Source organism: Actinopolymorpha sp. NPDC004070 (genome assembly GCF_040610475.1).
In the GTDB taxonomy this organism is placed as follows: domain Bacteria; phylum Actinomycetota; class Actinomycetes; order Propionibacteriales; family Actinopolymorphaceae; genus Actinopolymorpha.
The window spans coordinates 63513-85625 of record NZ_JBEXMJ010000015.1 but is presented as its reverse complement, the minus strand read 5'-3'; the positions used below and the strand labels follow the sequence as shown (position 1 = coordinate 85625).

Annotated in this window: 17 protein-coding genes; 8 read left to right on the top strand and 9 right to left on the bottom strand. The window is 71.6% G+C overall.

The genetic code is table 11. From position 1 onward, the window contains the following. Positions 1–247 precede the first annotated feature (247 nt). Entirely contained in the window at positions 248–586 is a 339-nt protein-coding gene (locus tag ABZV93_RS24610) for a DUF4870 domain-containing protein (RefSeq protein WP_354940186.1), read from the top strand. A 185-nt stretch (positions 587–771) separates the two neighbouring features. Here the strand turns inward: ABZV93_RS24610 and hemW are convergent, their stop codons facing one another. From hemW to lepA, 3 genes are all read right to left on the bottom strand, one after another. Beyond that, positions 772–2064, bottom strand: coding sequence for a radical SAM family heme chaperone HemW (gene hemW / locus ABZV93_RS24605; RefSeq protein WP_354940183.1), 1293 nt, complete (start codon positions 2062–2064; stop codon positions 772–774). 87 nt (positions 2065–2151) lie between these two features. After that, positions 2152–4026 carry a long-chain fatty acid--CoA ligase gene (locus tag ABZV93_RS24600; protein WP_354940180.1) on the bottom strand — a complete coding sequence of 625 codons (1875 nt, stop codon included), beginning with the start codon at positions 4024–4026 and terminating at the stop codon, positions 2152–2154. A 222-nt stretch (positions 4027–4248) separates the two neighbouring features. Further along, complete coding sequence (gene lepA, locus ABZV93_RS24595; protein ID WP_354940385.1) at positions 4249–6090, bottom strand: translation elongation factor 4; 1842 nt, start codon at positions 6088–6090, stop codon at positions 4249–4251. A 307-nt stretch (positions 6091–6397) separates the two neighbouring features. Here lepA and ABZV93_RS24590 point away from each other — a divergent pair, with 307 nt between their 5' ends. From ABZV93_RS24590 to rpsT, 7 genes are all read left to right on the top strand, one after another. Next, entirely contained in the window at positions 6398–7405 is a 1008-nt protein-coding gene (locus ABZV93_RS24590) for a hypothetical protein (RefSeq protein ID WP_354940179.1), read from the top strand. Between the two features lie 111 nt (positions 7406–7516). After that, complete coding sequence (locus ABZV93_RS24585; RefSeq protein WP_354940176.1) at positions 7517–8491, top strand: phosphotransferase; 975 nt, start codon at positions 7517–7519, stop codon at positions 8489–8491. A gap of 137 nt (positions 8492–8628) precedes the next feature. Then, complete coding sequence (locus ABZV93_RS24580) at positions 8629–9639, top strand: ABC transporter ATP-binding protein (protein ID WP_354940173.1); 1011 nt, start codon at positions 8629–8631, stop codon at positions 9637–9639. Continuing rightward, positions 9623–10552, top strand: coding sequence for an ABC transporter permease (locus tag ABZV93_RS24575; protein ID WP_354940171.1), 930 nt, complete (start codon positions 9623–9625; stop codon positions 10550–10552). The genes ABZV93_RS24580 and ABZV93_RS24575 overlap by 17 nt, the downstream gene beginning before the upstream one ends. Continuing rightward, positions 10549–11466 (top strand): ABC transporter ATP-binding protein, encoded by a 918-nt coding sequence (locus tag ABZV93_RS24570; RefSeq protein ID WP_354940168.1) that lies wholly within the window; start codon positions 10549–10551, stop codon positions 11464–11466. The genes ABZV93_RS24575 and ABZV93_RS24570 overlap by 4 nt, the downstream gene beginning before the upstream one ends. A gap of 82 nt (positions 11467–11548) precedes the next feature. Further along, positions 11549–12265, top strand: coding sequence for a hypothetical protein (locus ABZV93_RS24565; protein ID WP_354940165.1), 717 nt, complete (start codon positions 11549–11551; stop codon positions 12263–12265). Between the two features lie 127 nt (positions 12266–12392). Continuing rightward, positions 12393–12653 (top strand): 30S ribosomal protein S20, encoded by a 261-nt coding sequence (gene rpsT, locus ABZV93_RS24560; RefSeq protein ID WP_354940162.1) that lies wholly within the window; start codon positions 12393–12395, stop codon positions 12651–12653. Between the two features lie 159 nt (positions 12654–12812). Here the strand turns inward: rpsT and holA are convergent, their stop codons facing one another. The 6 genes from holA to ABZV93_RS24530 form a co-directional block, all read right to left on the bottom strand. Beyond that, the gene (holA, locus tag ABZV93_RS24555; protein ID WP_354940159.1) at positions 12813–13817 is read right to left on the bottom strand and encodes a DNA polymerase III subunit delta; all 1005 of its coding nucleotides are present in this window, start codon (positions 13815–13817) and stop codon (positions 12813–12815) included. 167 nt (positions 13818–13984) lie between these two features. Beyond that, a complete protein-coding gene (locus ABZV93_RS24550) occupies positions 13985–16480 on the bottom strand; it encodes a ComEC/Rec2 family competence protein (RefSeq protein ID WP_354940156.1) in 2496 nt (831 codons plus the stop codon). A gap of 56 nt (positions 16481–16536) precedes the next feature. After that, positions 16537–17505 (bottom strand): ComEA family DNA-binding protein, encoded by a 969-nt coding sequence (locus tag ABZV93_RS24545; RefSeq protein WP_354940153.1) that lies wholly within the window; start codon positions 17503–17505, stop codon positions 16537–16539. Positions 17506–17737: 232 nt separating this feature from the next. Beyond that, on the bottom strand, positions 17738–18679 hold the full coding sequence (locus ABZV93_RS24540) for an aminoglycoside phosphotransferase family protein (RefSeq protein ID WP_354940147.1): 942 nt from the start codon (positions 18677–18679) through the stop codon (positions 17738–17740). Positions 18680–18751: 72 nt separating this feature from the next. Then, the gene (locus tag ABZV93_RS24535; protein WP_354940144.1) at positions 18752–19606 is read right to left on the bottom strand and encodes a DegV family protein; all 855 of its coding nucleotides are present in this window, start codon (positions 19604–19606) and stop codon (positions 18752–18754) included. Between the two features lie 166 nt (positions 19607–19772). Continuing rightward, complete coding sequence (locus tag ABZV93_RS24530) at positions 19773–22097, bottom strand: class I tRNA ligase family protein (RefSeq protein ID WP_354940141.1); 2325 nt, start codon at positions 22095–22097, stop codon at positions 19773–19775. Between the last annotated feature and the right edge of the window lie 16 nt (positions 22098–22113).

The window sequence follows — 22113 nt, the reverse complement described above, 5'->3', positions numbered from 1 at the left end:
CACCCTGGGATCGGGTAAGGGGGCCGACATGAGCCAGCAGCACGAGGAACCCCGGCCGGGCAACGGCACTCCGCCGCCCTCGCCGGAGCCTGGCCGAACGCCGTACCAGCCATACCCCCCGTCGGAGGCCGGTGCGACTCCGCCGCCCTCGCCGGAGCCGGGTACCACCCCCTCGCCGGAGCCGGGGTCCGGCGCCTTCCCGCCGCCTCCGCCTCCTCCGGAGCAGCCGCCCGCGGGCTCGGGCGCCATGACGCTGGAGGATGAGCGCAACTGGGCGTTCGCCGCCCACCTGGGCAGTTTCGTCGCCGCCTACGTCGCCCTCGGGTTCCTGTGCCCGCTGATCGTCCTGCTGGCCAGGGGGAAGGACTCGGCGTACGTCAGGTACCACGCGGTCGAGTCGCTGAACTTCCAGCTCACCACGCTGCTGGCGGCCGCGGTCGCGGGACTGCTCGTCTTCGTGGTGATCGGGCTGGTGCTGCTGCCGTTCATCGGGATCGCCTACGTCGTGCTGGTGATCCTCGCCAGCGTCGCAGCCCGCCGGGGCGAGTGGTACCGCTATCCGGTGAACATCCGCTTCGTCAAGTGACGCCTGACAGCTGTCAAGGAAGGGCTGACGACTGTCAGGGAAGGGCTGACGACTGTCAGGGAAGGGCTGACGACTGTCAGGGAAGGGCTGACGACTGTCAGGGAAGGGCTGACAGCCGTCGAGGAAAGTGCCGACGGCCGGCATGCAGAAGATGACCGGACGCGGACACCGGTCCCCGCGGCGTGTCAACCGGTGTTTGACAGGAGGTCGCCGCCCCAGCCGAGCAGGTCCCTGACCACCGCGTCGGCGAGCAACCGGCCGCGCAGGGTGAGGGCGATCCGGCCGGCCGCCAGCGCCTCTGGTGTCACCAGCCCGTCCGCCGCCGCGCGTCGGGCCGCCGCCCTCCCGGTGTCGTCCAGAACACCTACCGCCAGCCCGTCGGACAGGCGTACCTCCAGCATGACGCGTTCGACCGTGCGGGTCGGCGCGTCCAGCACCTCCCGCGCGTGCGCGGGGCTCACGCCCCGGGCGAGGCGTTCTGCGTAGGCGGCGGGGTGCTTGACGTTCCACCACCGGACGCCGCCGACGTGGCTGTGGGCGCCGGGGCCGATCCCCCACCAGTCCCCGCCGGTCCAGTACAGCAGGTTGTGCCGGCACCGCGCGGACTCCTCCCGCGCCCAGTTGGAGACCTCGTACCACGAGAAGCCCGCCGCGCTCAGCGTCTCCTCCGCCCGCAGGTAGCGGTCGGCGAGTACGTCGTCGTCCGGGGCGGTGAGCACGCCGCGCCGGATCTGGGCGGCCAGCCGGGTGCCCTCCTCCACGATCAGCGCGTACGCCGACACGTGGTCGGGTCCGGCCGCGACCGCGGCGTCCAGGCTGGCCTGCCAGTCCTCGTCGGACTCCCCCGGCGTGCCGTAGATCAGGTCCAGGTTGACGTGGTCGAACCCGGCTGCCCGCGCCTGCTCGACAACCGCCTGCGGCCGGCCCGGGGTGTGCCGGCGGTCGAGGGTGGCGAGCACGTGGGGGCGGGCGCTCTGCATGCCGAAGGAGATCCGGTTGAAGCCCTGCGCCCGGAGTTCGTCGAGGTAGCGCCGGTCGACCGACTCCGGGTTCGCCTCGGTCGTCACCTCGGCGCCGGGCACGAGACCGAACTCCTCCTCGACCGCGTGCAGGACCGCGCCGAGGTCGCCGGGCGGAAGCAGCGTGGGCGTACCGCCGCCGACGAACACCGTCGAGACCGGCGCGGTGCGCCCCGGCGGCGCCGCGGATTCCGACGGCGCCGACGACGCTTTCAGCACCCGGCCGGCCAGCCGGATCTCGCCGATCGCCGCCTGCGCGTACGTCGCGCGGGACGCCCCCGGGGCCGGGCCGAGTTCCTCGGCCGTGTAGGTGTTGAAGTCGCAGTAGCCGCAGCGGGTCACGCAGAACGGCACGTGGACGTAGACCCCGAACGGCCGGTCGGCTGCACCTTCCAGCGCGGCCGGCGGCAGGGCGCCGTCGCTCGGGACGGGTTCACCGTCGGGCAGGGTCGAGGGCACGGTCTTTCGGCAATCAGTCGTCGGACAGTCGTCGAGCGGTCGTCCCGACGGTCACGGGTACGGCCATGGGCACGGTCACGAGGAAGGTCACGAGTAGAAGGCCTCCAGGACGTCGGCGTACCGCGTCTCCACCACCCGGCGCTTGAGCTTCAGGCTCGGAGTCATCTCGCCGTCGTCCACGGTGAGGTCGTGGTCGAGGATCGCGAACTTCTTGATCGTCTCCCAGCGGTTGAGCTGGGCGTTGAGCCGGTCGACGTACCCCTGCACCATCGCCCGCGCCTGGTCGGAGCGGGCGATCTCCTCGTAGCTGCGCCCCTCCAGGCCGTTCTCGCGCGCCCAGCCGACGATGGAGTCCTCGTCCAGGGTCACCAGGGCCGAGCAGAACGTCCGGCCCTCGCCGTGCACCACGACCTGGCTGGCGTACGGGCACAGAGCCTTGAACATCGTCTCGATCGCCTGAGGCGCGACGTACTTGCCGTTGGACGTCTTGAACAGGTCCTTCTTGCGGTCGGTGATCCGCAGCATCCCCTGGTCGTCGAGCTGGCCGATGTCGCCGGTGTGGAACCAGCCGTCCGGGTCGAGCACCTCGTCGGACAGCTCGGGCATCCCCTGGTAGCCGCGCATCACGCCGGGGCCCTTGATCAGTACCTCGCCGTCGTGCGCGATCCGCACCTGCGTGCCGGGCAACGCCGGGCCGACACTGCCGAACCGGAACCGTCCGGGCAGGTTGACGCAGGAGCCGGCGCTGGTCTCGGTCAGGCCGTATCCCTCGATGATCAGGATGCCGGCGGCGTGGAACCACTCCGACAGGTGCTGGCTGAGCGCGGCCGAACCGGAGACGAAGAACCGCAGCCTCCCGCCGAACCGGTCCCGGATCTTGGCGAACACCAGCCGGTCGGCGACCTTGTACTGCAGCGCGAGGACCCCGGAGGGCTCGGTGCCCTGCTGGCGCAGCTCCGACACCCGGCGCCCTACGCCGACTGCCCAGTGGAACAACGCCGCCTTCGGTCCGCCCTCGTGTTCGATCGTGGAGTTGATCTTGCCGTACGCCTTCTCGAAGATCCGGGGCGCGGCGCCCATGAAGGTCGGCCGGACGACGGCGACGTTCTCGATGATCTTGTCGACCCGGCCGTCGATCGCGCTGGAGAAACCGATCTGCACCTGCGCCGACAGCAGCACCTTTCCGAAGGAGTGCGCCAGCGGCAGCCAGAGGTACTGCAGGTCGTCCGGGTGCAGGATCCGCACCGCGTCGATGGCCGCGCCCTCGTAGGTCCAGCAGTCGTGGGTGAGGCGTACACCCTTCGGCCGCCCGGTGGTGCCAGAGGTGTAGATGAGCGTGGCCAGGCTGTCCGGCCCGATCGTGGAGACGGCCTTCTCGACGGCGTCGGGGTGTTCGGCGAGGTGCGCCGCGCCGCGTTCCTCCAGCTCGGCGAGGGTCAGCAGGTTGTCGGAGTCGCCGTCGCCGGCCCCCTCGGCACTGCCGGCGCCGTCGGCGAACGTCACCAGCCAGGCGATGTCGGGCAGCTCCGCCCGGTGCTCGCGGATCTTCTTCAGCTGCTCGTCATCCTCGACGAAGACCAGCCGGCTGCCGGAGTCGCCGAGGATGTAGCTCACCTCGTCCGGCGTGGTGGTGGGGTAGATCGTCGTGGTGGCAGCGCCCGCGCACATGATCGCGAAGTCGGCCAGCACCCACTCGTAGCGCGTGCTGGACGCGATCGCCACCCGCTGCTCGGGCTCGATGCCGAGGGAGATCAGGCCGGCCGCCAGCCGGCGTACGCGCTCACCGGTCTGCCCCCAGGTCACCGACTCCCAGCCGTCCCCGACGGGGTACCGGAACGCCTCGGCGTCGGGCGTCGACTCGAACCTGTGCAGGATCAGCTCGGCCACGGTGGACGCGCGGTTGTCGACCTTGGACTGGTCGACGTCGCCTGGGTTGCTCCCCCAGAGCAGGTCACTGGACATGGCGGGCCTCCACCTCGGTGAGGAGCAGCGTAGGGACGGTCCGGGCCGGTGGCACATCCGGCGTACAGGGCGTGGTCGCCTGACCTGCCGTGCCGGCCTGGCTCCACCGTAGTGACTGAGCCGCTGTGGGAGTAGCCCGAGTGGACGAACCAGGCAGTTCGGCGTACGCCCGAATGCGCGGTATGCAGTGGCACCGGCGGTGATGCACGTGCCTCACAGGGGCTACTTCTTGCCGCCGGACTCGGACTTCTTCCCCGAGTCGGTGGACAACGCCGCGATGAACGCCTCCTGCGGCACCTCCACCCGGCCGACCATCTTCATCCGCTTCTTGCCTTCCTTCTGCTTCTCCAGCAGCTTCCGCTTGCGGGTGATGTCACCGCCGTAGCACTTCGCGAGCACGTCCTTGCGGATGGCGCGGACACTCTCCCGGGCGATGATCCGGGAGCCGATCGCGGCCTGGATGGGCACCTCGAACTGCTGGCGCGGGATGAGGTCCTTCAGCTTCTGCGCCATCGCCACGCCGTAGGTGTAGGCCTTGTCCTTGTGCACGATCGCGCTGAACGCGTCCACCGGGTCGCCGTGCAGCAGGATGTCGACCTTCACCAGGTCGGCCACCTGCTCGCCGGTGGGCTCGTAGTCGAGCGAGGCGTAGCCTCGGGTGCGGCTCTTCAGCGCGTCGAAGAAGTCGAACACGATCTCGGCCAGCGGCAGGGTGTAACGCATCTCCACGCGTTCCTCGGACAGGTAGTCCATGCCCTGCAGCTGTCCGCGCCGCGACTGGCACAGCTCCATCACCGCGCCGATGAAGTCGGCCGGGGTGAGGACCGTGGCGCGTACGACCGGCTCGTACACCTCGGCGATCTTGCCGCGGGGGAACTCGCTCGGGTTGGTCACCACGACCTCCGAGGCGTCCTCCATCGTGACCCGGTAGACGACGTTCGGCGCGGTGGAGATCAGGTCGAGGTTGAACTCGCGTTCGAGCCGCTCGCGGACGATCTCCATGTGCAGCAGGCCGAGGAAGCCGCAGCGGAAGCCGAAGCCGAGCGCGCCGGAGGTCTCCGGCTCGTACAGCAGCGCGGCGTCGTTGAGCTGCAGCTTGTCCAGCGCCTCGCGCAGGTCGGGGTAGTCGTCGCCGTCGAGGGGATACAACCCGGCGTAGACCATCGGGTTGGGGTGGCGGTAGCCGCCGAGCGCCTTCTCGGCGCGGTTGCCGGCCTGGGTCACGGTGTCACCGACGCGGGACTGCCGGACCTCCTTCACCCCGGTGATGATGTAGCCGACCTCGCCGACGCCGAGTGACGCCGACGGTGTGGGGTCGGGTGAGATGACCCCGACCTCGAGGGTCTCGTGGGACGCCTTCGTCGACATCATCAGCACCCGCTCGCGGTGGCCGATCTTGCCGTCGACGACCCGGATGTAGGTCACCACGCCGCGGTAGGTGTCGTACACCGAGTCGAAGATCAGCGCACGCGCGGGCGCGTCGGGGTCGCCCTCGGGCGGCGGCACCTGCGCGACGATCGCGTTCAGCAGGTCCTCCACGCCCTCACCGGTCTTCGCCGACACCTTGAGCACGTCGCTCTCGTCGCAGCCGATGATCCTGGCGAGCTCGGCGGCGTACTTCTCCGGCTGCGCCGACGGCAGGTCGATCTTGTTCAGCACCGGGATGATGTGCAGGTCCGCGTCCAGCGCGAGGTAGAGGTTGGCGAGCGTCTGCGCCTCGATCCCCTGCGCCGCGTCGACCAGCAGCACCGCGCCCTCACAGGCGGCCAGCGAGCGCGAGACCTCGTAGGTGAAGTCGACGTGCCCGGGCGTGTCGATGAGGTTGAGGACGTACGTCGACGGCGCCCCGTCGTCCGCACCGTCGCCGCCGGCGCTGGTCTGGAACGGCAACCGGACCGCCTGGCTCTTGATCGTGATGCCGCGTTCTCGCTCGATGTCCATCCGGTCGAGGTACTGCGCGCGCATCGACCGCGCATCGACCACTCCGGTGAGCTGGAGCATGCGGTCGGCGAGCGTCGACTTGCCGTGGTCGATGTGGGCGATGATGCAGAAGTTCCGGATCATCGCCGGATCGGTCTGGCCGGGTTGGGGCGCGGACGCTGGTACGGGCACGGACGATCCATTCCGGTCGGTGGGGGAACGAGTTCATCATCCCACGGACCGCGACCCGGTCAGGGCGGCGTGGGTTGAGCGGGCGGTGGGGGGCGAGCGGTCAGCACGCCTCCGGCGGGCGGCCAGCGAGCCTCGGTCGGACCAGGACGGGGCGACGTACCGGAGTTCAGGCGCAGTTGGTAGTCATATGTGTACACAACGTGTACGCCCCGGTGGTCGGCCGGTCGACCGGGTTACCAGGCCAGGAGTTCGCGCGCGCATGCTGACTCGCACTGCTTTCCGGTTCTCCCCCCGTGGTTCCTACGCCGCCTGCCTCGCCTCCGACGGCGTCGCCGGCTGGCACGTCGAGCACTGGCCACTGGATCCGGCCCGGCCGCCGAGTCCGGTTCCGGGGCTGGCACCGACCGGCCCGCAGTCGCGGATGCTGCCGCTCGACGACGGCGGTGTCCTGTTGCACCACGCCAACCCGGACCAGCACCGGATCATCCTCGGCCGTCCGGACCGGCCGGCCCGGCTCCTGGGCACGCTCGCCGCGCTCGGTCTGCAGCTGCTCCCCCACCCCGCCCACGACGCCCTCGCCCTGGCCATCACCACCCGCTCCGACCCGTCCGCGACGCTGTGGCTGCTGCGGCGCCGGGACGGCCGGCCGCGGCCGGTCCTCACCGTGGCCGGACTGCTGATCGGCGGGACCTGGCTCGACCCGGCCGGGCGGCGGCTGGCGGTCAACCGGGCCTACCAGGGCGACCTGACCTGTGTCGCGGTCGACCTGCACAGCGGGACGGTGGAGGAGATCTGGCCCGACCACTCCTCGGTCCGCCTGCTGTTCGCCGTACCCCACGCGGGGTTGTTCGTCGTCGTCGACGACAACGGCCGGATCGGCTGGGCGTGCTCGCCCGGGGGCCGGCTGCAGTGGCCCGCCGAACTCAACGGTCCGCACAACCCATGGCCGCTGGCCGCCGACGTGACCGGCGAGCAGGTCGCGGTCCGGGTGGACCAGGGCGGGCGCTCCCGACTGCTCGTGTACGAACGCCACACCGACCGTACGGTGGTGCTGCCGCTGCCGGCCGGTCACCTCGGCGACGCCGCCGCGTGGACTCCGACCGGGCTGCGGTTCGCGTTCACCGGGCCGGACCGGCGGACCGGCGTCGCGGAGATCGCGCCGTCGGCCGCGCAGGCGGCGGGGACGTTCCGCCTCCTTGCCGACACCGGAGCACCCGGCATGCCCGGCCTGCCCGACACGTCCGACCTACCCGCCCACGCGGGCTGAGCCCGCTCGCCTCGCCCGTGCCGTGAGCGAGTTCGCCTCTCTTTCCTTGACCGACCGGGCGGGCCTGCCCCCACGATCGCGTCCGTACGCAGCGGCTGTCAGGATCGGCGGATGACCTCGCACGCCGGCCCGGTGCCCCACGGCGCGACCGCGGTCCGCCCCCAGTGGGCCGACCTGCCCGAACCCCTGCGCGACCGGATCACCGAGCGGCTCGGCGGCGAGGTCGTGGCGACCGCCAGCCAGCGGTCCGGCTTCACGCCGGGCTTCGCGTCCCGGCTGGTCCTCGCCGGAAGTGGCGGCACCGAGCGCGCGTTCGTGAAGGCGGTCTCCGCCGACCGCTCCCCGGCGATCGCCGACTCCTACCGCGCCGAGGCGCGGATCGCGTCCCGCATCCCGTCGGCGGCGCCGGTGCCGGCGCTGCGGTGGACGCTGGAGGAGTTCGACTGGGTGGTGCTCTGCTTCGACGACGTTCCCGGGCGGCCACCGTCGCGTCCGTGGAAGCCGGACGAGCTCACCGACGTCCTCACCGCACTGACCGGACTCGCGGAGGTGCTGACTCCCGTACCGGAGGGTCTGGTGGTGCCGCAGGCGCGCGAGTGGCTGGCCCAGGACTTCGGCTACTGGGGGCGGCTCGCGCGGGCGTCCGGCGCCGGAGGTGCACCGGTCGACCCCCAGGTCGCCGAGCTCGCGGCGCTCGAGGACGCCGCGCCGGACGCCCTCGCCGGCGACAGCGTGGTCCACTGCGACCTTCGCGACGACAACGTGATCCTGGGCGACGACGGGCGGGTGTGGTTCTGCGACTGGAACTGGCCGAGCCGCGGGCCCGCCTGGCTGGACCTCGTGACCGTGCTGATCTCGGCGTGCGGTGACGGGTACGACGCGACCGCGTTGCTGGCCGCGCACCCACTCGGCGAGGGCGTGGACGGGGCCGCCGTGGACGCCGTACTCGCCGGTCTCGCCGGCTACTTCACCGACTCCTCCCTGCAGCCGGCGGTCTCCGGTTCGCCGTACCTCCGCGCTCACCAGGGGTGGTACGCCCAGGCCACGCTGTCCTGGCTCGCGCTGCGTCGGGGCTGGGTCGGCTGAGGGCCCGGCGTCCGCCCCTGACCCTCCTTTGGGTGGGTTCCCGGTGGCGACCTCCGGCACTTCCGTAGGGGTAGGAACGAAAATGTTCGTCCGCGAGTCGGATTACCCGCGGCCTCCGGAGCACTAGTTTTCGTCCCGTGCCCGTCATCTCGATCCACGACCTCACCAAGAGGTTCCCGAGCGTCACCGCGCTCGACCAGCTGACGGTCGACATCGGTCCCGGAGTGACGGGACTCGTCGGCGCCAACGGCGCGGGCAAGTCGACCCTGATCAAGATCCTGCTCGGTCTGCAGCCGGCCACCTCGGGCGAGGCGACGGTGCTCGACCTCGACGTCGCCACGCAGGGCCCGGCGATCCGCGACCGGGTGGGCTACATGCCCGAGCACGACTGCCTGCCACCCGACATGTCGGCGACCGAGTTCGTCGTCCACATGGCCCGGATGTCCGGGCTGCCGGCCGCGAGCGCGCGCGAACGCACCGCCGACACGCTGCGGCACGTCGGGCTGTACGAGGAGCGCTACCGCCCCATCGGCGGCTACTCCACCGGAATGCGGCAGCGGGTCAAGCTTGCCCAGGCGCTGGTCCACGACCCCCGGCTGGTGTTCCTCGACGAGCCGACGAACGGCCTGGACCCGGCCGGCCGGGACGAGATGCTCGGCCTCGTCCGCCGGATCGGCACCGACTTCGAGATCTCGGTCCTGGTGACGTCGCACCTGCTCGGCGAACTGGAGCGGATCAGCGACCAGGTGGTGATCATCGACGGCGGGCGGCTGCTGCGCGCCTCCTCGACCGCGGAGTTCACCCGCACCACGCAGGTGCTGGCCGTGGAGGTCGCGGCGTTCGACTCCGGTCCCGACTGGACCGCGGCCCGCGACCGGCTCGGCCACGCGCTCGCCGGCCACGGGCTCCGGGTGGTTCCCGACGGGCGCCTGCTGATGATCGACATAGCCCGCGAGGAGACCTTCGACGTGGTACGCGACACCGCCGCCGAACTCGATCTCGGCCTGGTCCGGATGGAGCAGCGCCGGCACCGTATCGAGGAGATCTTCCGGGACGGCGGCGCGGTCCACCAGACCGGTGCTGTCACCGCCGCCGGTGGTCCGGCCGGCCCCGACCAGGGAGGAGCGCACCGTGTCGGTACCCCCTGAGAGCACGTCGCTCCCCCAGAGCACGGCGTACGCCGCGCCGGCCGGCGTGATCCACGACATCGGCTACCGCCGCTACGGCGGCCCCCGGCTCGGCCGCGGCTACATCCTGCGGTCGTTGTTCGTCGCGAGCCTGCGTTCGACGTACGGCCTCGGCCGCACCGCGAGGTCGAAGATCCTGCCGTTCCTGCTCGGTGCGGTCATGCTGTTGCCGGCCGCGATCCTCGTCGCCGTCACGTTCGCCGTCAAACCACCCGAGCTACCGGTCCCCTACACGAGGTACTTCGTCTACACCCAGGCGGTCGTCGCCATCTTCGCCGCCGCCCAGGCGCCCCAGCTCTTCTCCCGCGACCTGCGCTTCCGCACGATCACGCTGTACTTCTCCCGGCCGCTCGTCCGGATCGACTACGTGGTCGCGAAGTACGCCGCGCTGGTCGCCTCGCTGTTCATCCTGATGGCCGCGCCCCTGCTGGTGATCTACGCCGGTGCGCTGCTCGGGAAGTACCCGTTCGGCGCACAGACCAAGGGCCTCCTCGCCGGGCTGGCCGGGGTCGCCCTCCTCTCCCTGGTCCTCGCCGGGATCTCGGGCGTGATCTCGGCGCTGACCACCCGGCGCGGGTTCGGGGTGGCCGCCATCATCACCGTGCTGACAGTGGCCTACGGCGGGTCGAGCTTCATGTCGGCGATCCTCGGCGAGCAGGGGCACCGAACCGCCGCGGGCTACGCGGGCCTGTTCTCCCCCGTCACCCTGGTCGACGGCGTCCAGGTGATCGCGCTCGGTGCCACCAGTGCCAGCCCGGTGCCGCCGCCGACCGGCTGGCTGGGCGCACTGGCGTACGTACTCGTGACCGTGCTCGTCATCGGCGGGTCGTTCGGCCTGCTGATGCTTCGCTATCGGAAGGTGGCGGCCTCGTGAGCGTCATCCGGCTCGACCACGTCTCCCGGTGGTACGGCAACGTCGTCGCGGTCAACGACGTCGACATGACCATCGGACCGGGCGTCACCGGACTGCTCGGGCCCAACGGCGCGGGCAAGTCCACGCTGATCCACATGATGGGTGGCTTCCTCGCACCGTCCGCGGGCACCGTCACGCTGGACGGGGAGAAGGTCTGGCGTGACCAGGCCGCCTACCGCCACATCGGCCTGGTGCCCGAACGCGAGGCGCTCTACGACGGCCTCTCCGGGTGGGAGTTCGTCCTCGCGAACGCGAAGCTGCACCGTCTCGCCGATCCCGAGGCCGCCGCGCGGGAGGCGATCGAGACCGTCGAGATGGTCCCGGCCGCCGACCGCGCCGTCGGAACGTACTCCAAGGGGATGAAGCAGCGGATCAAGATGGCGACCGCGCTGGTTCACCGGCCGTCGGTGCTGCTGCTGGACGAGCCCTTCAATGGCATGGACCCGCGCCAGCGGCTGCACCTGATGGACCTGCTGCGGTCGATGGGGCAGGCCGGCCGCACGGTGCTGTTCAGCTCGCACATCCTGGAGGAGGTCGAGCAGGTCGCCTCCCACATCGAGGTCGTGGTGGCCGGGCGGCATGCCGCGTCCGGTGACTTCCGGGAGATCCGGCGACTGATGATCGACCGGCCGCACCAGTACGTCATCCGCTCCAGTGACGACCGAAGGCTCGCCTCGGCACTCATCGCGGACGGATCGTCCGCCGGTGTCGAACTCGACGCCCGGGAGCGCTGCCTGCGGGTGCAGGCGGTCGACTTCGCGCGTTTCACCTGGCTCGTGCCGCAGGTGGCCCGCGCCGCGGGTGTCCGGCTCTACGAGATCTCGCCGTCCGACGAGTCCCTCGAGAGCGTCTTCTCCTACCTCATCACCGCGTGAGGCCTGTTCCCATGAGCGCCCCGATGAGTGACCCGACGCGAGACCCGATGAGTGACCCGACGCAAGACCGGACGAGGGACCGATGAACGCCACGATCGCCAGGCTCACCGCCAGCACCCTGCTCGGGAAACGACGCGTACTCCTCCTGTTCATCTTGCCGGCGGTGCTCGTCCTCCTCGCGATCCTTCTGCGGCTCGTGATCGGCCCCAGCCTGGAGGTCGGCACGACCCTGCTGCAGACCCTCGCGCTCGGGACGATCGTGCCGTTGCTCGGCCTGATCGCGGGCACGGGCGTGATCGGTCCGGAGATCGACGACGGCTCGATCATCTACGTGCTCGCCAAACCGTTGCCGCGCCCGACGATCGTGGTGACGAAGCTCGCCGTGGCGGTGGGTTGCCTGGTCGCCTTCGCGGCCGTCCCGACCCTGCTGGCCGGGGTGATCATGTCCGGGTTCGACAACGGTGTCGCGGTCGGTTTCGCCGTCGGGACCCTCGTCGCCGGGCTGGCCTACAGCGCGCTCTTCCTGATGCTGGCCGTGATCACCCGGCACGCGGTCGTCTTCGGCCTCATCTACGCGCTGATCTGGGAGAGCCTGGTCGGCGGTTTTGTCCCCGGGGCCCAGGTGCTCAGCATCCAGCAGTGGTCCCTCGCGGTCGCCGACACGCTGATCACCAGGGACGGCATCCAGGCGGCGGTCGGGCTCGGCACCGGGGTCGTCCTGCTGGTGGTCACGATCGTGGCGGCGACGTGGTTCGCCGGGGAACGGCTACGATCGCTCACGCTCACCGAGACCGAGTAGGCGAGGTTCGGGTCGATCCGCCCACAGTTGGGTCGTCCCCGCCCGGCTGGTAGGCTCATTCATCGCGCGCGGGCGGACCCCGCCGCGTGTCCATTCCCGTACGACCTGCGATCGAGGCTTCAGCTCAGTGGCGAACATCAAGTCCCAGATCAAGCGGATCAAGCAGAACGAGACCCGCCGGCTTCGCAACAAGTCGACGCGCTCCTCGCTGCGGACGGCCATTCGCAACTTCAGCGAGGCCGCCGACTCCGGCGACACGGCCAAGGCACAGGACCTGGCCCGCGCGGCCGGGCGCCTGCTCGACCGGGCCGCCTCCAAGGGCGTTCTGCACAAGAACCAGGCTGCCAACAAGAAGTCGGCGATCTTCAAGCGGTCCGCCGCCCTCTAGGCCTTTCCGGGGCACGCGGTCCCGGGACCTGCTCGAAGAGCTGCTCGGCCCTCGTGGCCGGGCAGCTTTTTGTGCTGCCCTCGTCCGGTTTGTCCCGGCGGCAGATGGCGCGCCCGTCCCGCTGGGGCGCTCCGAACCTGCCTGCCGGATCCTGCCGTGTCAGCGCCGGTGAGCGCTGGTGCGGGCCGACGCGACCGCCAGCACCGCGCGTTCGAGGGCGTACTCGGCGTCGTCCGCGCCGCCCTTGACGTCGGCGTCCGCCCGGGCGACGGCCAGTAGCGCGGAGGCCAGACCCTCCTGGGTCCAGGCCTTCAACTGACCCTTCAGGGTCCTGACCTTCCACGGCGGCACGCCGATCTCGCGAGCGAGTTCGGCCTCCCCCAGGCCGGGGCGCGCGCCGGACAGCTTGGCCAGACCGCGAACTCCCGAGGCCAGAGCCGACGTCACCAGCACGGGTGCGACCCCGGACCGAAGCGCCCAGCGCAACTGCTCGAGTGCGTAGGAGGTGCGGCCGGCGATCGCGGCGTCGGCGACCGCGAAGCTGGTCACCTCTGCCCGGCCGGCGAAGTAACGCCGGACAGCGCTCTCGGTGATCGACTGGCCGTCGGTGTCGGAGACCAGCTGGGAGGTCGCCGCGGCCAGCGAACGAAGGTCCCGGCCGACGGCCTCGACCAGGAACTGCGCGGCTTCCTGCTCGATCCGCCCCCCGGCCGAGCGCACCTCGCGAGCGACGAACGCGGGCAGTTCCGAACTGCGCGGTGATTCGCAGGCGACCACCCGGACACCAGCCTTGCGGAGCTTGTCGACCACACCGCGCCCCTTCTGCCCGCCGCGATGCACGAGCACCGCCGCGACATCCGGCTGGGGTGAGCGCGCGTAGCCGACCAGGGCGTCCACAGAGTCGGCGGGGAGGCCGTCGAGGTTGCGTACGACGACGGCTCGGGCGGAGGCGAACAGCGACGGGCTGGTCAACTCCGCCAGGCCGCCGGCGGTGAGGTTGGACGCCTCCAGATCGGTCACGTCCGCGTCGGTGTCGGCAGCGCGGACCGCTCGCACCGTGCCGGCGACCGCGCGCTCGGCCAGCAACTCCTCGGGCCCCAGGACGAGGGTGACCGTCCCGAGGACGCCGTCGCCGGGGGCCGCCTGGGTGGACTTCTTGGGCATCGGCCACAGCATCCCACGAGGCGCCGACAGTCGACCTGCCCCGCTCCCACATCGCGGCGGAGACCGGACCCCACAGCTCGACGGAGGACGGGGCCTCGCACCTCGGTGGATACGGGGCCCGCATCTCGACGTAGGGCGGCCCCTCATCTCGACGGAGATCGGGCCCCTCACCTCGGCTGAGATCGGGCAACCACGCCGAGTCCCGCGCCGTCCTTCACCACGGCCACCGCACCGCTCTGGTCCGTGCGGGCGACTCTCGCACCGGTGCCGGCCAGAGCCGCGAGCGTCGACGGCGCCGGATGGCCGTAGTCGTTGTCCGCTCCGACGCTGATCACCGCGATCCGGGCGCCGACCGCCCGGAGGAAGTCCGGGTCCTGGTAGCGGGATCCGTGATGGGGAACCTTCAGCACCGTCGCGTGCAGGTCGGCGCCGGACGACAGCAACCGTCGCTGGCCCGACGGCTCGACGTCACCGGTCATCAGCACGCTGATCCCCTGGACGCGCGCCAGGATCACGACACTGGAGTCGTTCTCCGCCGCACCCTCCTCGGAGTCCCCCGAGTCGGCGTCGGCGGCGCGGTTCTCGGGGTCGGCCAGCCGACCGGCCGGTCCCAGCACCTTCCAGGTCAGCGCTCCTGCCCGGCGTTCCTCACCGACAGCGACGGCGGTGGCCGGAACCCCCGCGGAGCCGGCCCAGTCGCGGACGCGCCGGGCGTCGGCACCGGTGGCGGCTCCGGGACGGATGCCGACCTCGCCGACCACTCGTCCCCGTGCCACGCCGGGCAGCCCGGTCGTGTGGTCGGCGTGGAAATGGGTGAGCAGGACGTACGGCACCTGCCGCACGCCGAGATCGGTGAGGCATCGGTCGACCGCGACGGGATCGGGACCGGTGTCGACCACGACGGCCGACCGGGGCCCGGCGCGGAGCACCAGCGCGTCTCCCTGCCCCACGTCGCAGGCCACCAGCACCCAGCTCGCCGGCGGCCAGCCTGTCAGCGGCCCCAACGACACTGGCACCTGGACGGGGTGAACGATCCAGGCGACCAGCCCGCCGGCGAGCGCCAGCGTCACCCCACGCCGGCGCAGCAACCGGGGAGTCACGACCACTGCCGCCACGCACAGCAGGGTGAGGACTCCGACGCCGAGCGCGGACGACGGCCAGGTGAGGCTCGCGCCGGGCAGGCGTGCCGCCCGGGTGCCGATCTCCACGATCCACCGCGCGGCGTAACCGGCCAGGTGGCCCGGCACGCCGGCGACGCTCACACTGACCGGCGACACCAGGGTCGCCGCGATGCCCAGGACGGTTGCCGGTGTGACGGCCGGGGCTACCAGCATGTTGGCGACGACGGCGACCGCGCTGACGGACGCGGAGAGCACCGCCACCACCGGCGTACAGGCGAGTTGGGCCGCCAGTGGGACTCCGATCGCGGTCGCGGCGAAGCGGGGCAGCCAGCGGGCGAGTGCATCCGAGAACGGCGGGCCGAGGACGACGATGCCGGCGGTGGCGAGGACCGACAGGGCGAAGCCGTACGTACGGCCCAGCCACGGGTCGACCAGGAGCAGCATCAGAACGGCACAGGCCACGGCCGGCACACCGTGGCGACGGGATCCGACTGCCAGCCCGGCGAGGCCGACCACCCCCATCGCAGCGGCTCTCAGCACGCTGGGTTCGGGGCGGGCGAGCACCACGAAGCCCACCGCGCAGCCGGCGCCGACCAGTGGCAGTCCCCACGAGCGCACGCCAGCCCATCTGGCCGCCCCGAGCACGAACGCCAGCAGAATAGTGAGGTTCGTACCCGAAACCGCGGTCAGGTGGGACAGACCCGCCGTGCGGAAGTCCTCCTCCAGTTGCTCGGGCATGCGGGAAACGTCGCCCACCACCAGAGCGGGCACGAGGCCGCGTTCGTTCGGTGGAAGCCCGGCCACGGCAGCACGAAGCCCTGCCCGCAACCGGCTCGCCGCCTGGTCGAGGGACCCCGCCCGCTCGAGCAGGGCCGGAGGCGATCGGGCAGCGAGGACGGCCGCCGCGCGCTCACCCCGGTCGGTCGGGGCGAAGCGGGTGACGGCTCGTACGCGCTGGCCGACCTCGACCCTCGACCACGTCGCCGGACCGGTGACCACGACCGGTGTCCGCACGGCGGTCGTCACGCCGTGGCGGGTGAGCCGGAGGACGTCGGCCTCCAGCACGACGTAGGTCGAACGGTGGCCGGGAGACGAGCGCACCCGTGGATCGGTGCGCACCCGAAGCTCGGTCGTGGCGACCGAGGCGTTCGCGGCCAGCCCGGGGACCGGCCCACTCCTCGCCGCCGAGACGTGCAGCAGGGTGACCGAGGTCAGGACTGCGGCGCCCAGACAGGCCAGACCCGCGGATCGTCCGAGCACTTCACCCGGTCGGCTCCGGCGGCCGACCAGGACCACTCCCGCCAGTGCCGCGGCGACCGCGCCACCGGCGGCGGGGACGAGCGGGACGACGGGGATCAGGACCGTGCACAGCCAACCGGCCAGCGCGACCGGCACCAGCCGCGCGTCGACCGGGGCGCGAGCGCCCGCGGGCACGGAGGTGCCGTCGTCGCCGACCCGGATCGACGTGCGCACCGTCTCGACGAGTTGGCCCGCGGCGGCCCTCAGCGCGCCGAGCGCACCGGAGACCACCGTGGTCCTCACCGGGCTTGCCGGCGGCCTCGTCACCGGCCTCGCGCCCGGGCCAGCCACCGGGCCGGTCACCGCGCCGTCACTTTGTCGCGCAGCTCGGCGAAGGTGCGTTCACCGATCCCGGTGACCTCGCGCAGGTCCTCGACATCGACGAACCGTCCGTGCTCGGTGCGGAAGTCCACGATCCGTTGCGCGAGTACCGGGCCCACTCCGGGCAGCTCCTCCAGCTCCGCGGAGGTCGCGGAGTTGAGGTCGAGAGGTGCGCCTGCCGACGGCGGCCCCGCGCTCGGGGCTCCGTCACCTCCGGCGGGTGGAGCACCGGGCGGTGGCGTCACGCCTACCGGAACTTGTTCACCGTCGAGCAGGGGGCGAGCGAGGTTGACGGTGTCGAGGTCGGTTCCCGGCAGCGCTCCACCGGAGGCGGTGACTGCGTCGAACACCCGGGAACCGCCGGGCAGGTGCACCACTCCCGGCCTGCGTACCTTGCCTGCCACATGCACCACCAGCGTCGGCGACGGCCGCGGAGCCGGCGAGCCGGGCGCCGAGGTCGAGGTCCCCGGTGTCGCCACCACCGTGGCACGGGCCGCCGGCTCGATGACGGTCTCGCGCACGGGACGGTCCCGGATCACCATCACCGCGGCTCCGATCACCGCCAGCAGCAGTACGACGGCGACCACCACGACATGGCCTCGCCGCAGCGCCCACGCCGGTGACTCCTCGCTCGCGTCCGTGAGCAGGTCGTCGTGCTCGGCGAAGTCGTCGTCGAGCGGCCGGTAGGGGTGTTCTTCCTCGGCGTGACCGGACTGCCGCATGCGCTCCTCGCCTTCCTTCGACCACACCGGTGACGACGGCTCACCGAACGCCGCACCGGCTTGCGCGCGGGCGGCACCAACCCGGTCGGGGGGAACCTGTGGCACCCATCCCCCGGTGACGACAGCGCGCGGAGGCGAGCGCCGAAGCGCGTGGACCCGGCGGACCGCACGGGCGGTCTCCTCGGGCCCCGCCCGGTGCTGGGGAGGAGGCCGTCGACGCAACACGCGGACGACGCTACGAAGAACGCGGATGCCGTTGCCGGCAACAAGAAGGGCCTGTGGACGATCCCGCCGGTCGGCAGCCTGTGGACAGGAAGTCGGCAAGCTGGCTGCAGCCGAGAGAGGCGGGTGCGCCAGGAAGGCCGCGCGCGTCAGAGGCCGACCTCAGGCCAGGCCAGGCCCGATCTCAGGCCAGAGCCGACCTCAGGCCAGAGCCGGCCTCAGGCCAGAGCCGGCCTCAGGCCAGGTCGGGCCAGGGCGCCGGCGGTGAGGCGGCGAAGAACCGCAGCAGCTCGAGCAGCCGGCTCGCGGGCGGCCTGGTCCACACGCGTTCGGGTTCTCCCGGCACGTCGCCGACACGGTGCAGCGCCCAGGACAGGTGATACCAGAGCACCCTCGCCGACCAGGCGTGTTCGGCCTCCGCCAGAGCTCGCGGCGGCACCTGGTCCAGGTAACCCCGCAGGGCGTACGGCACCGCGCGCAACGGCAGTTTCGCGAAGTCGACAGCGGGATCAGCCCAGGCCGCGTCTCCCCAGTCCACCAGGGTGGCGCGTTCGGGGGTGGCGCTCGCGACCACGATGTTGGTCGGCGAGACGTCGCCGTGCACGACCGCCGGCGCCACGTCGACGGGCCGCCAGCGCTCCAGCCGGTCGAACCATCCGACCAGCCAGCCCGCGGTGTCCACGTCGACGTACCCCTTCTCCGCCAGCCGGAGCACATGGGCCCGCGGATCGTCCTCCGGTAGCTGCGCGACACCAGGTAGCGAGCCCACGCGCGCGCGGGTCAGCTGGTGCAGCCGGGCGAGGCCCACCCCGACGTCGCGGTAGGCGTCGGCTGCCGTGTGGGGTTCGGTGCCCAGAGCGGCCAAGTCGCGGCCAGGGACGCGTTCGACCACGAGGTAGGGAACGTTGACGACAGAGCAGCTGTCGTCGTACGTCACCACCGCGGGCGTTCGCACCCCCACCCGGCGGACCGCGGGGATGAGCGTCGCCTCCTTGGCGAGCTCGGCCAGCCGGGCGCCGCCACCTCGCGGGATGCGCAGGACGAGGTGGTCGCCGAGGAAGTACACGTCGTTGGCGGCACCCTGAGCCGGAACCGCGGCCATGTCCTCGACCGGGATCTGGTATCTGTCGCCGATCGCGGCCAGCATGTCCCGACGCGACGTTCCACCTGCGCTCACGGTCGCCCAGGGTAGGGCACGGCGGGATGTGGCGTACGACGTCGAGGGGTCGGCCCCAGGACCGGCCCGCGTTCAGTCGACGTCGGTGGGCGACACGACGACCGAGACCATGCCCGGCCCGACGTGCGCGCCGATCCCGCTGCCGGCCTCCCGGAACACGATGCGAGCGAGCCGGCGTACGCGCCGCCCCAACCGCGAGGCCAGCTCACCGGCGAGGATTGGCGCCCCGAGGTGGTGCACCGCGATCTCGACACTGCGGGTGCCGGCACTTCCCAGAGCGAGGCGCTCGAGCTCGGCCATCGCTCTGGCACCGGTACGCACCTTGGCACATGGTGTGACCCGGCCGTCGCGTAGCTGCAGGATCGGCCTGGACGGCAGGGCCGAACTCACCATCGCCTGGGCGAGCCGGATCCGCCCACCGCGGCGCAGGTAGTCGAGTGAGTCGACGTAGAGATACGTCTCGGTCGCGGCGGCACGCGCCCGCGCCAGCTCGACCACCTCGGCCGCGTCCGCACCCTTCCTGGCTGCGTCGGCGGCGGCGAGCACGGCGAAGCCGAGTCCCATGCCCACCTGGCGTGAGTCGACCACGGCGACCGGCAGGGGAGCCTGGACCGCGCCCAGCCTGGCCGCGTCGTGGGTGCCGGAAAGGTCGCCGGACAGGTGGATCGACACCGCGGCCGAGTAGCCGGTGCGAGCCGCGGCGGTGTAGCCGGCCAGGAACTCCATCGGCGAGGGACGTGCGGTGCGGACGCTTTCGCCACGGCGCAGGGAGTCGGTGACCAGTCGGGTCACCTCCGGGTCGCCGTCGGTGTACGTGGTGGAGCCGACCGTCACCTGCGTCGGCACGACGGAGATTCCGTAGTCGGCAACCTCCCGGCCATCGAGGTGTGCGGTCGAGTCGGTCACCAGGGCCACGTGTCGCACCACGAGAGAAATGTAGCCTCCACCGGCCGAGTCCGCCGGGTGTTCGATCAGCTACGCCCTGAGCAGAACTCCCCCGGCCTGTGTGGTCGGGGACAGCGACGGGACCTGTCCGTGCTCGACCGGGCGCTCGACGACGACCGACGGAGGTTCCTTGGCAGGCGCACGTCGCTCATTCCGCGGGCACGATGTTGACCAGCCCGGGCGGACGCACGACGACGCGGGAGACCGCCCGCCCACGCAGCGCCCTGCGCACCGGCTCGATGTCAAGCGCGCGTTGACGCAGCTCGTCGGCGGTGATGTCCGGTGGTACGTCCATCCGGCCTCGCAGCTTGCCCGAGACCTGCACCACGCAGGTCACCGTCCGCGCGCCCAGGTAGGCCGGATCCGCCTCTGAAAAGGGCAGGTACGCAAGCGACCCGGCCTGACGTGGCGTGGCCTGCTCCGCTCCCAGCCGCTGCCACAGTTCCTCGGCCAGGTGAGGAGCGAACGGCGCCAGCATCAACACCATCGGCCGTGCCACCTCCGCCGGCACCTCGCCGGCCAGGCCCGCGACGTGCCGGGACAGCCTGGTGAGACGGGCGACCGCGGTGTGGAAGCTCAGGGCGTCCAGGTCGTCCCGGACACCGGCAATGGTCAGGTGCAGCAGGCGAAGAGTCTCCTCGCCGGCCGGCTCGTCGACGACCCTCGTCGCGCCGGTCTCCTCGTCGACCAGGCTCCGCCACACCCGCTGCAGGAACCGCTGCGCCCCGACGATCCCACGCGGATCCCATGGCCGGGACGCCTGCAGCGGGCCGGACGCCATGACGTACACCCGGAAGGTGTCCGCGCCGTAGCGTTCACACAACTCGTCGGGCGTCACCATGTTGCGCAGGCTCTTGCCCATCTTTCCCAGCGATCGGGTGACCGGACGGTCTCGCCACCAGAAGGTGCCGTCGCGCTCGACCACCTCGGCGGCGGGCACGTACACCCCGCGTTCGTCGGTGTAGGAGTACGCCTGGATGTAGCCGTTGTTGACCAGCCGGCGAAACGGCTCCCGGCTCGACACGTGGCCCAGGTCGTACAGCACCTTGTGCCAGAAGCGCGCGTACAGCAGGTGCAGTACGGCATGCTCGACCCCGCCCACGTAGAGATCGACCCCGCCCGGGTCCGTGCCGCCGCGGCTGCCCAGCCAGTGCCGTTCCAGCGCCGGGTCGCAGAAGTGCTCGTCGTTCCGCGGATCGAGGTAGCGCAGTTCGTACCAACACGAGCCCGCCCACTGCGGCATCGTGTTGGTCTCCCGCCGGTAGGTACGCGGGCCGTCACCCAGATCCAGCGTGACCTCCACCCAGTCGGTCAGCCGCCCCAGCGGCGCGACCGGCTCCGACGACGCGTCGTCGGGATCGAAGGTGATGGGCGCGTACTCCGGGGTCTGCGGCAACACGACCGGCAGCATCGACTCGGGCAGCGCGACCGGGCCGTGCTCGTCGTACACGATCGGGAACGGCTCACCCCAGTAGCGCTGCCGGCTGAACAGCCAGTCGTGCAGCCGGTAGGTCGCCTCGCCCTGCTCGCGGGAGCGGCCGATCCAGTTGCGCTGCTGGGCCTTGATCGGTTCGGGCCAGTCCAGCACGTCCAGGTCGTCGACCAGGCGGTCGGCGTACGCGGTGATGCGCAGCATCCACTGCCGCATCGTGCGGGCGAAGACGGGATAGTTCCCGCGTTCGCTGCGCCCCTCGGCGGTGACCTCCTCGTCGGCCAGCACGGTGCCCAGGCCCGGGCACCAGTTGACCGGCACGTCCGCCAGGTAGGCCAGGCGGTAGGAGTCCAGCACCTCCCGGCGTTCGTGAGCGGCCATCGCGTGCCAGTCCCGTCCGCGGGGGACAGCTCGCCGCCCGGCCGCGAACTCCTTCTCCAGTTCGGCGATCGGCCGGGCGCGCCTCTGCTCGTCGTCGTACCACGCCCCGTGGATCTGCAGGAACATCCACTGCGTCCAGCGGTAGAAGTCCACGTCGGTGGTCGACACGCTGCGCCGGTCGTCGTGGGCGAGGCCCAGTCGCCGCAACTGCCGCCGGATGGTGGTGATGTTGGCCTCGGTGGTCTCCCGCGGGTGCCGTCCGGTCTGGACCGCGTACTGCTCGGCGGGCAGGCCGAAGGCGTCGAACCCGAACGCGTGCAGCACATTGTGGCCGCGCATCCGCAGGTACCGCCCGTAGACATCGGTCGCCACATAACCCAGTGGATGACCTACGTGCAGGGAGCCGGACGGGCCCGCGAACATGTCCAGCACATAGAACTTCGGAGCGTCCGCCCGCGCCCTGTCAACCCCCGCTTGACAGGCGTCGTAATCGTGGCCGGGGCCGAGGTCGCCGACAGGATTCGGGGTGTGGAACGTCCCGTGCTCGGCCCAGAACGCCTGCCAGCGCGCCTCGATCCGACCGGCCAGCGGCCCGTCGTAGCGGTAGGCAGGTTCGGACGCGACGCTGTCGTGGGGCCTGGTGGGGTCGGCTGTGGTCATGGTGCACCGCCTGAAG

Excerpts from the sequence above, each read along its gene's own strand:
- ABZV93_RS24585 (WP_354940176.1), top strand. The coding sequence starts at position 7,517 with ATGACCTCGCACGCCGGCCCGGTGCCCCACGGCGCGACCGCGGTCCGC.
- ABZV93_RS24600 (WP_354940180.1), bottom strand. The coding sequence starts at position 4,026 with ATGTCCAGTGACCTGCTCTGGGGGAGCAACCCAGGCGACGTCGACCAG.
- ABZV93_RS24530 (WP_354940141.1), bottom strand. The coding sequence starts at position 22,097 with ATGACCACAGCCGACCCCACCAGGCCCCACGACAGCGTCGCGTCCGAA.
- ABZV93_RS24565 (WP_354940165.1), top strand. The coding sequence starts at position 11,549 with ATGAACGCCACGATCGCCAGGCTCACCGCCAGCACCCTGCTCGGGAAA.
- holA (WP_354940159.1), bottom strand. The coding sequence starts at position 13,817 with ATGCCCAAGAAGTCCACCCAGGCGGCCCCCGGCGACGGCGTCCTCGGG.
- ABZV93_RS24610 (WP_354940186.1), top strand. The coding sequence starts at position 248 with ATGACGCTGGAGGATGAGCGCAACTGGGCGTTCGCCGCCCACCTGGGC.
- ABZV93_RS24590 (WP_354940179.1), top strand. The coding sequence starts at position 6,398 with ATGCTGACTCGCACTGCTTTCCGGTTCTCCCCCCGTGGTTCCTACGCC.
- lepA (WP_354940385.1), bottom strand. The coding sequence starts at position 6,090 with ATGATCCGGAACTTCTGCATCATCGCCCACATCGACCACGGCAAGTCG.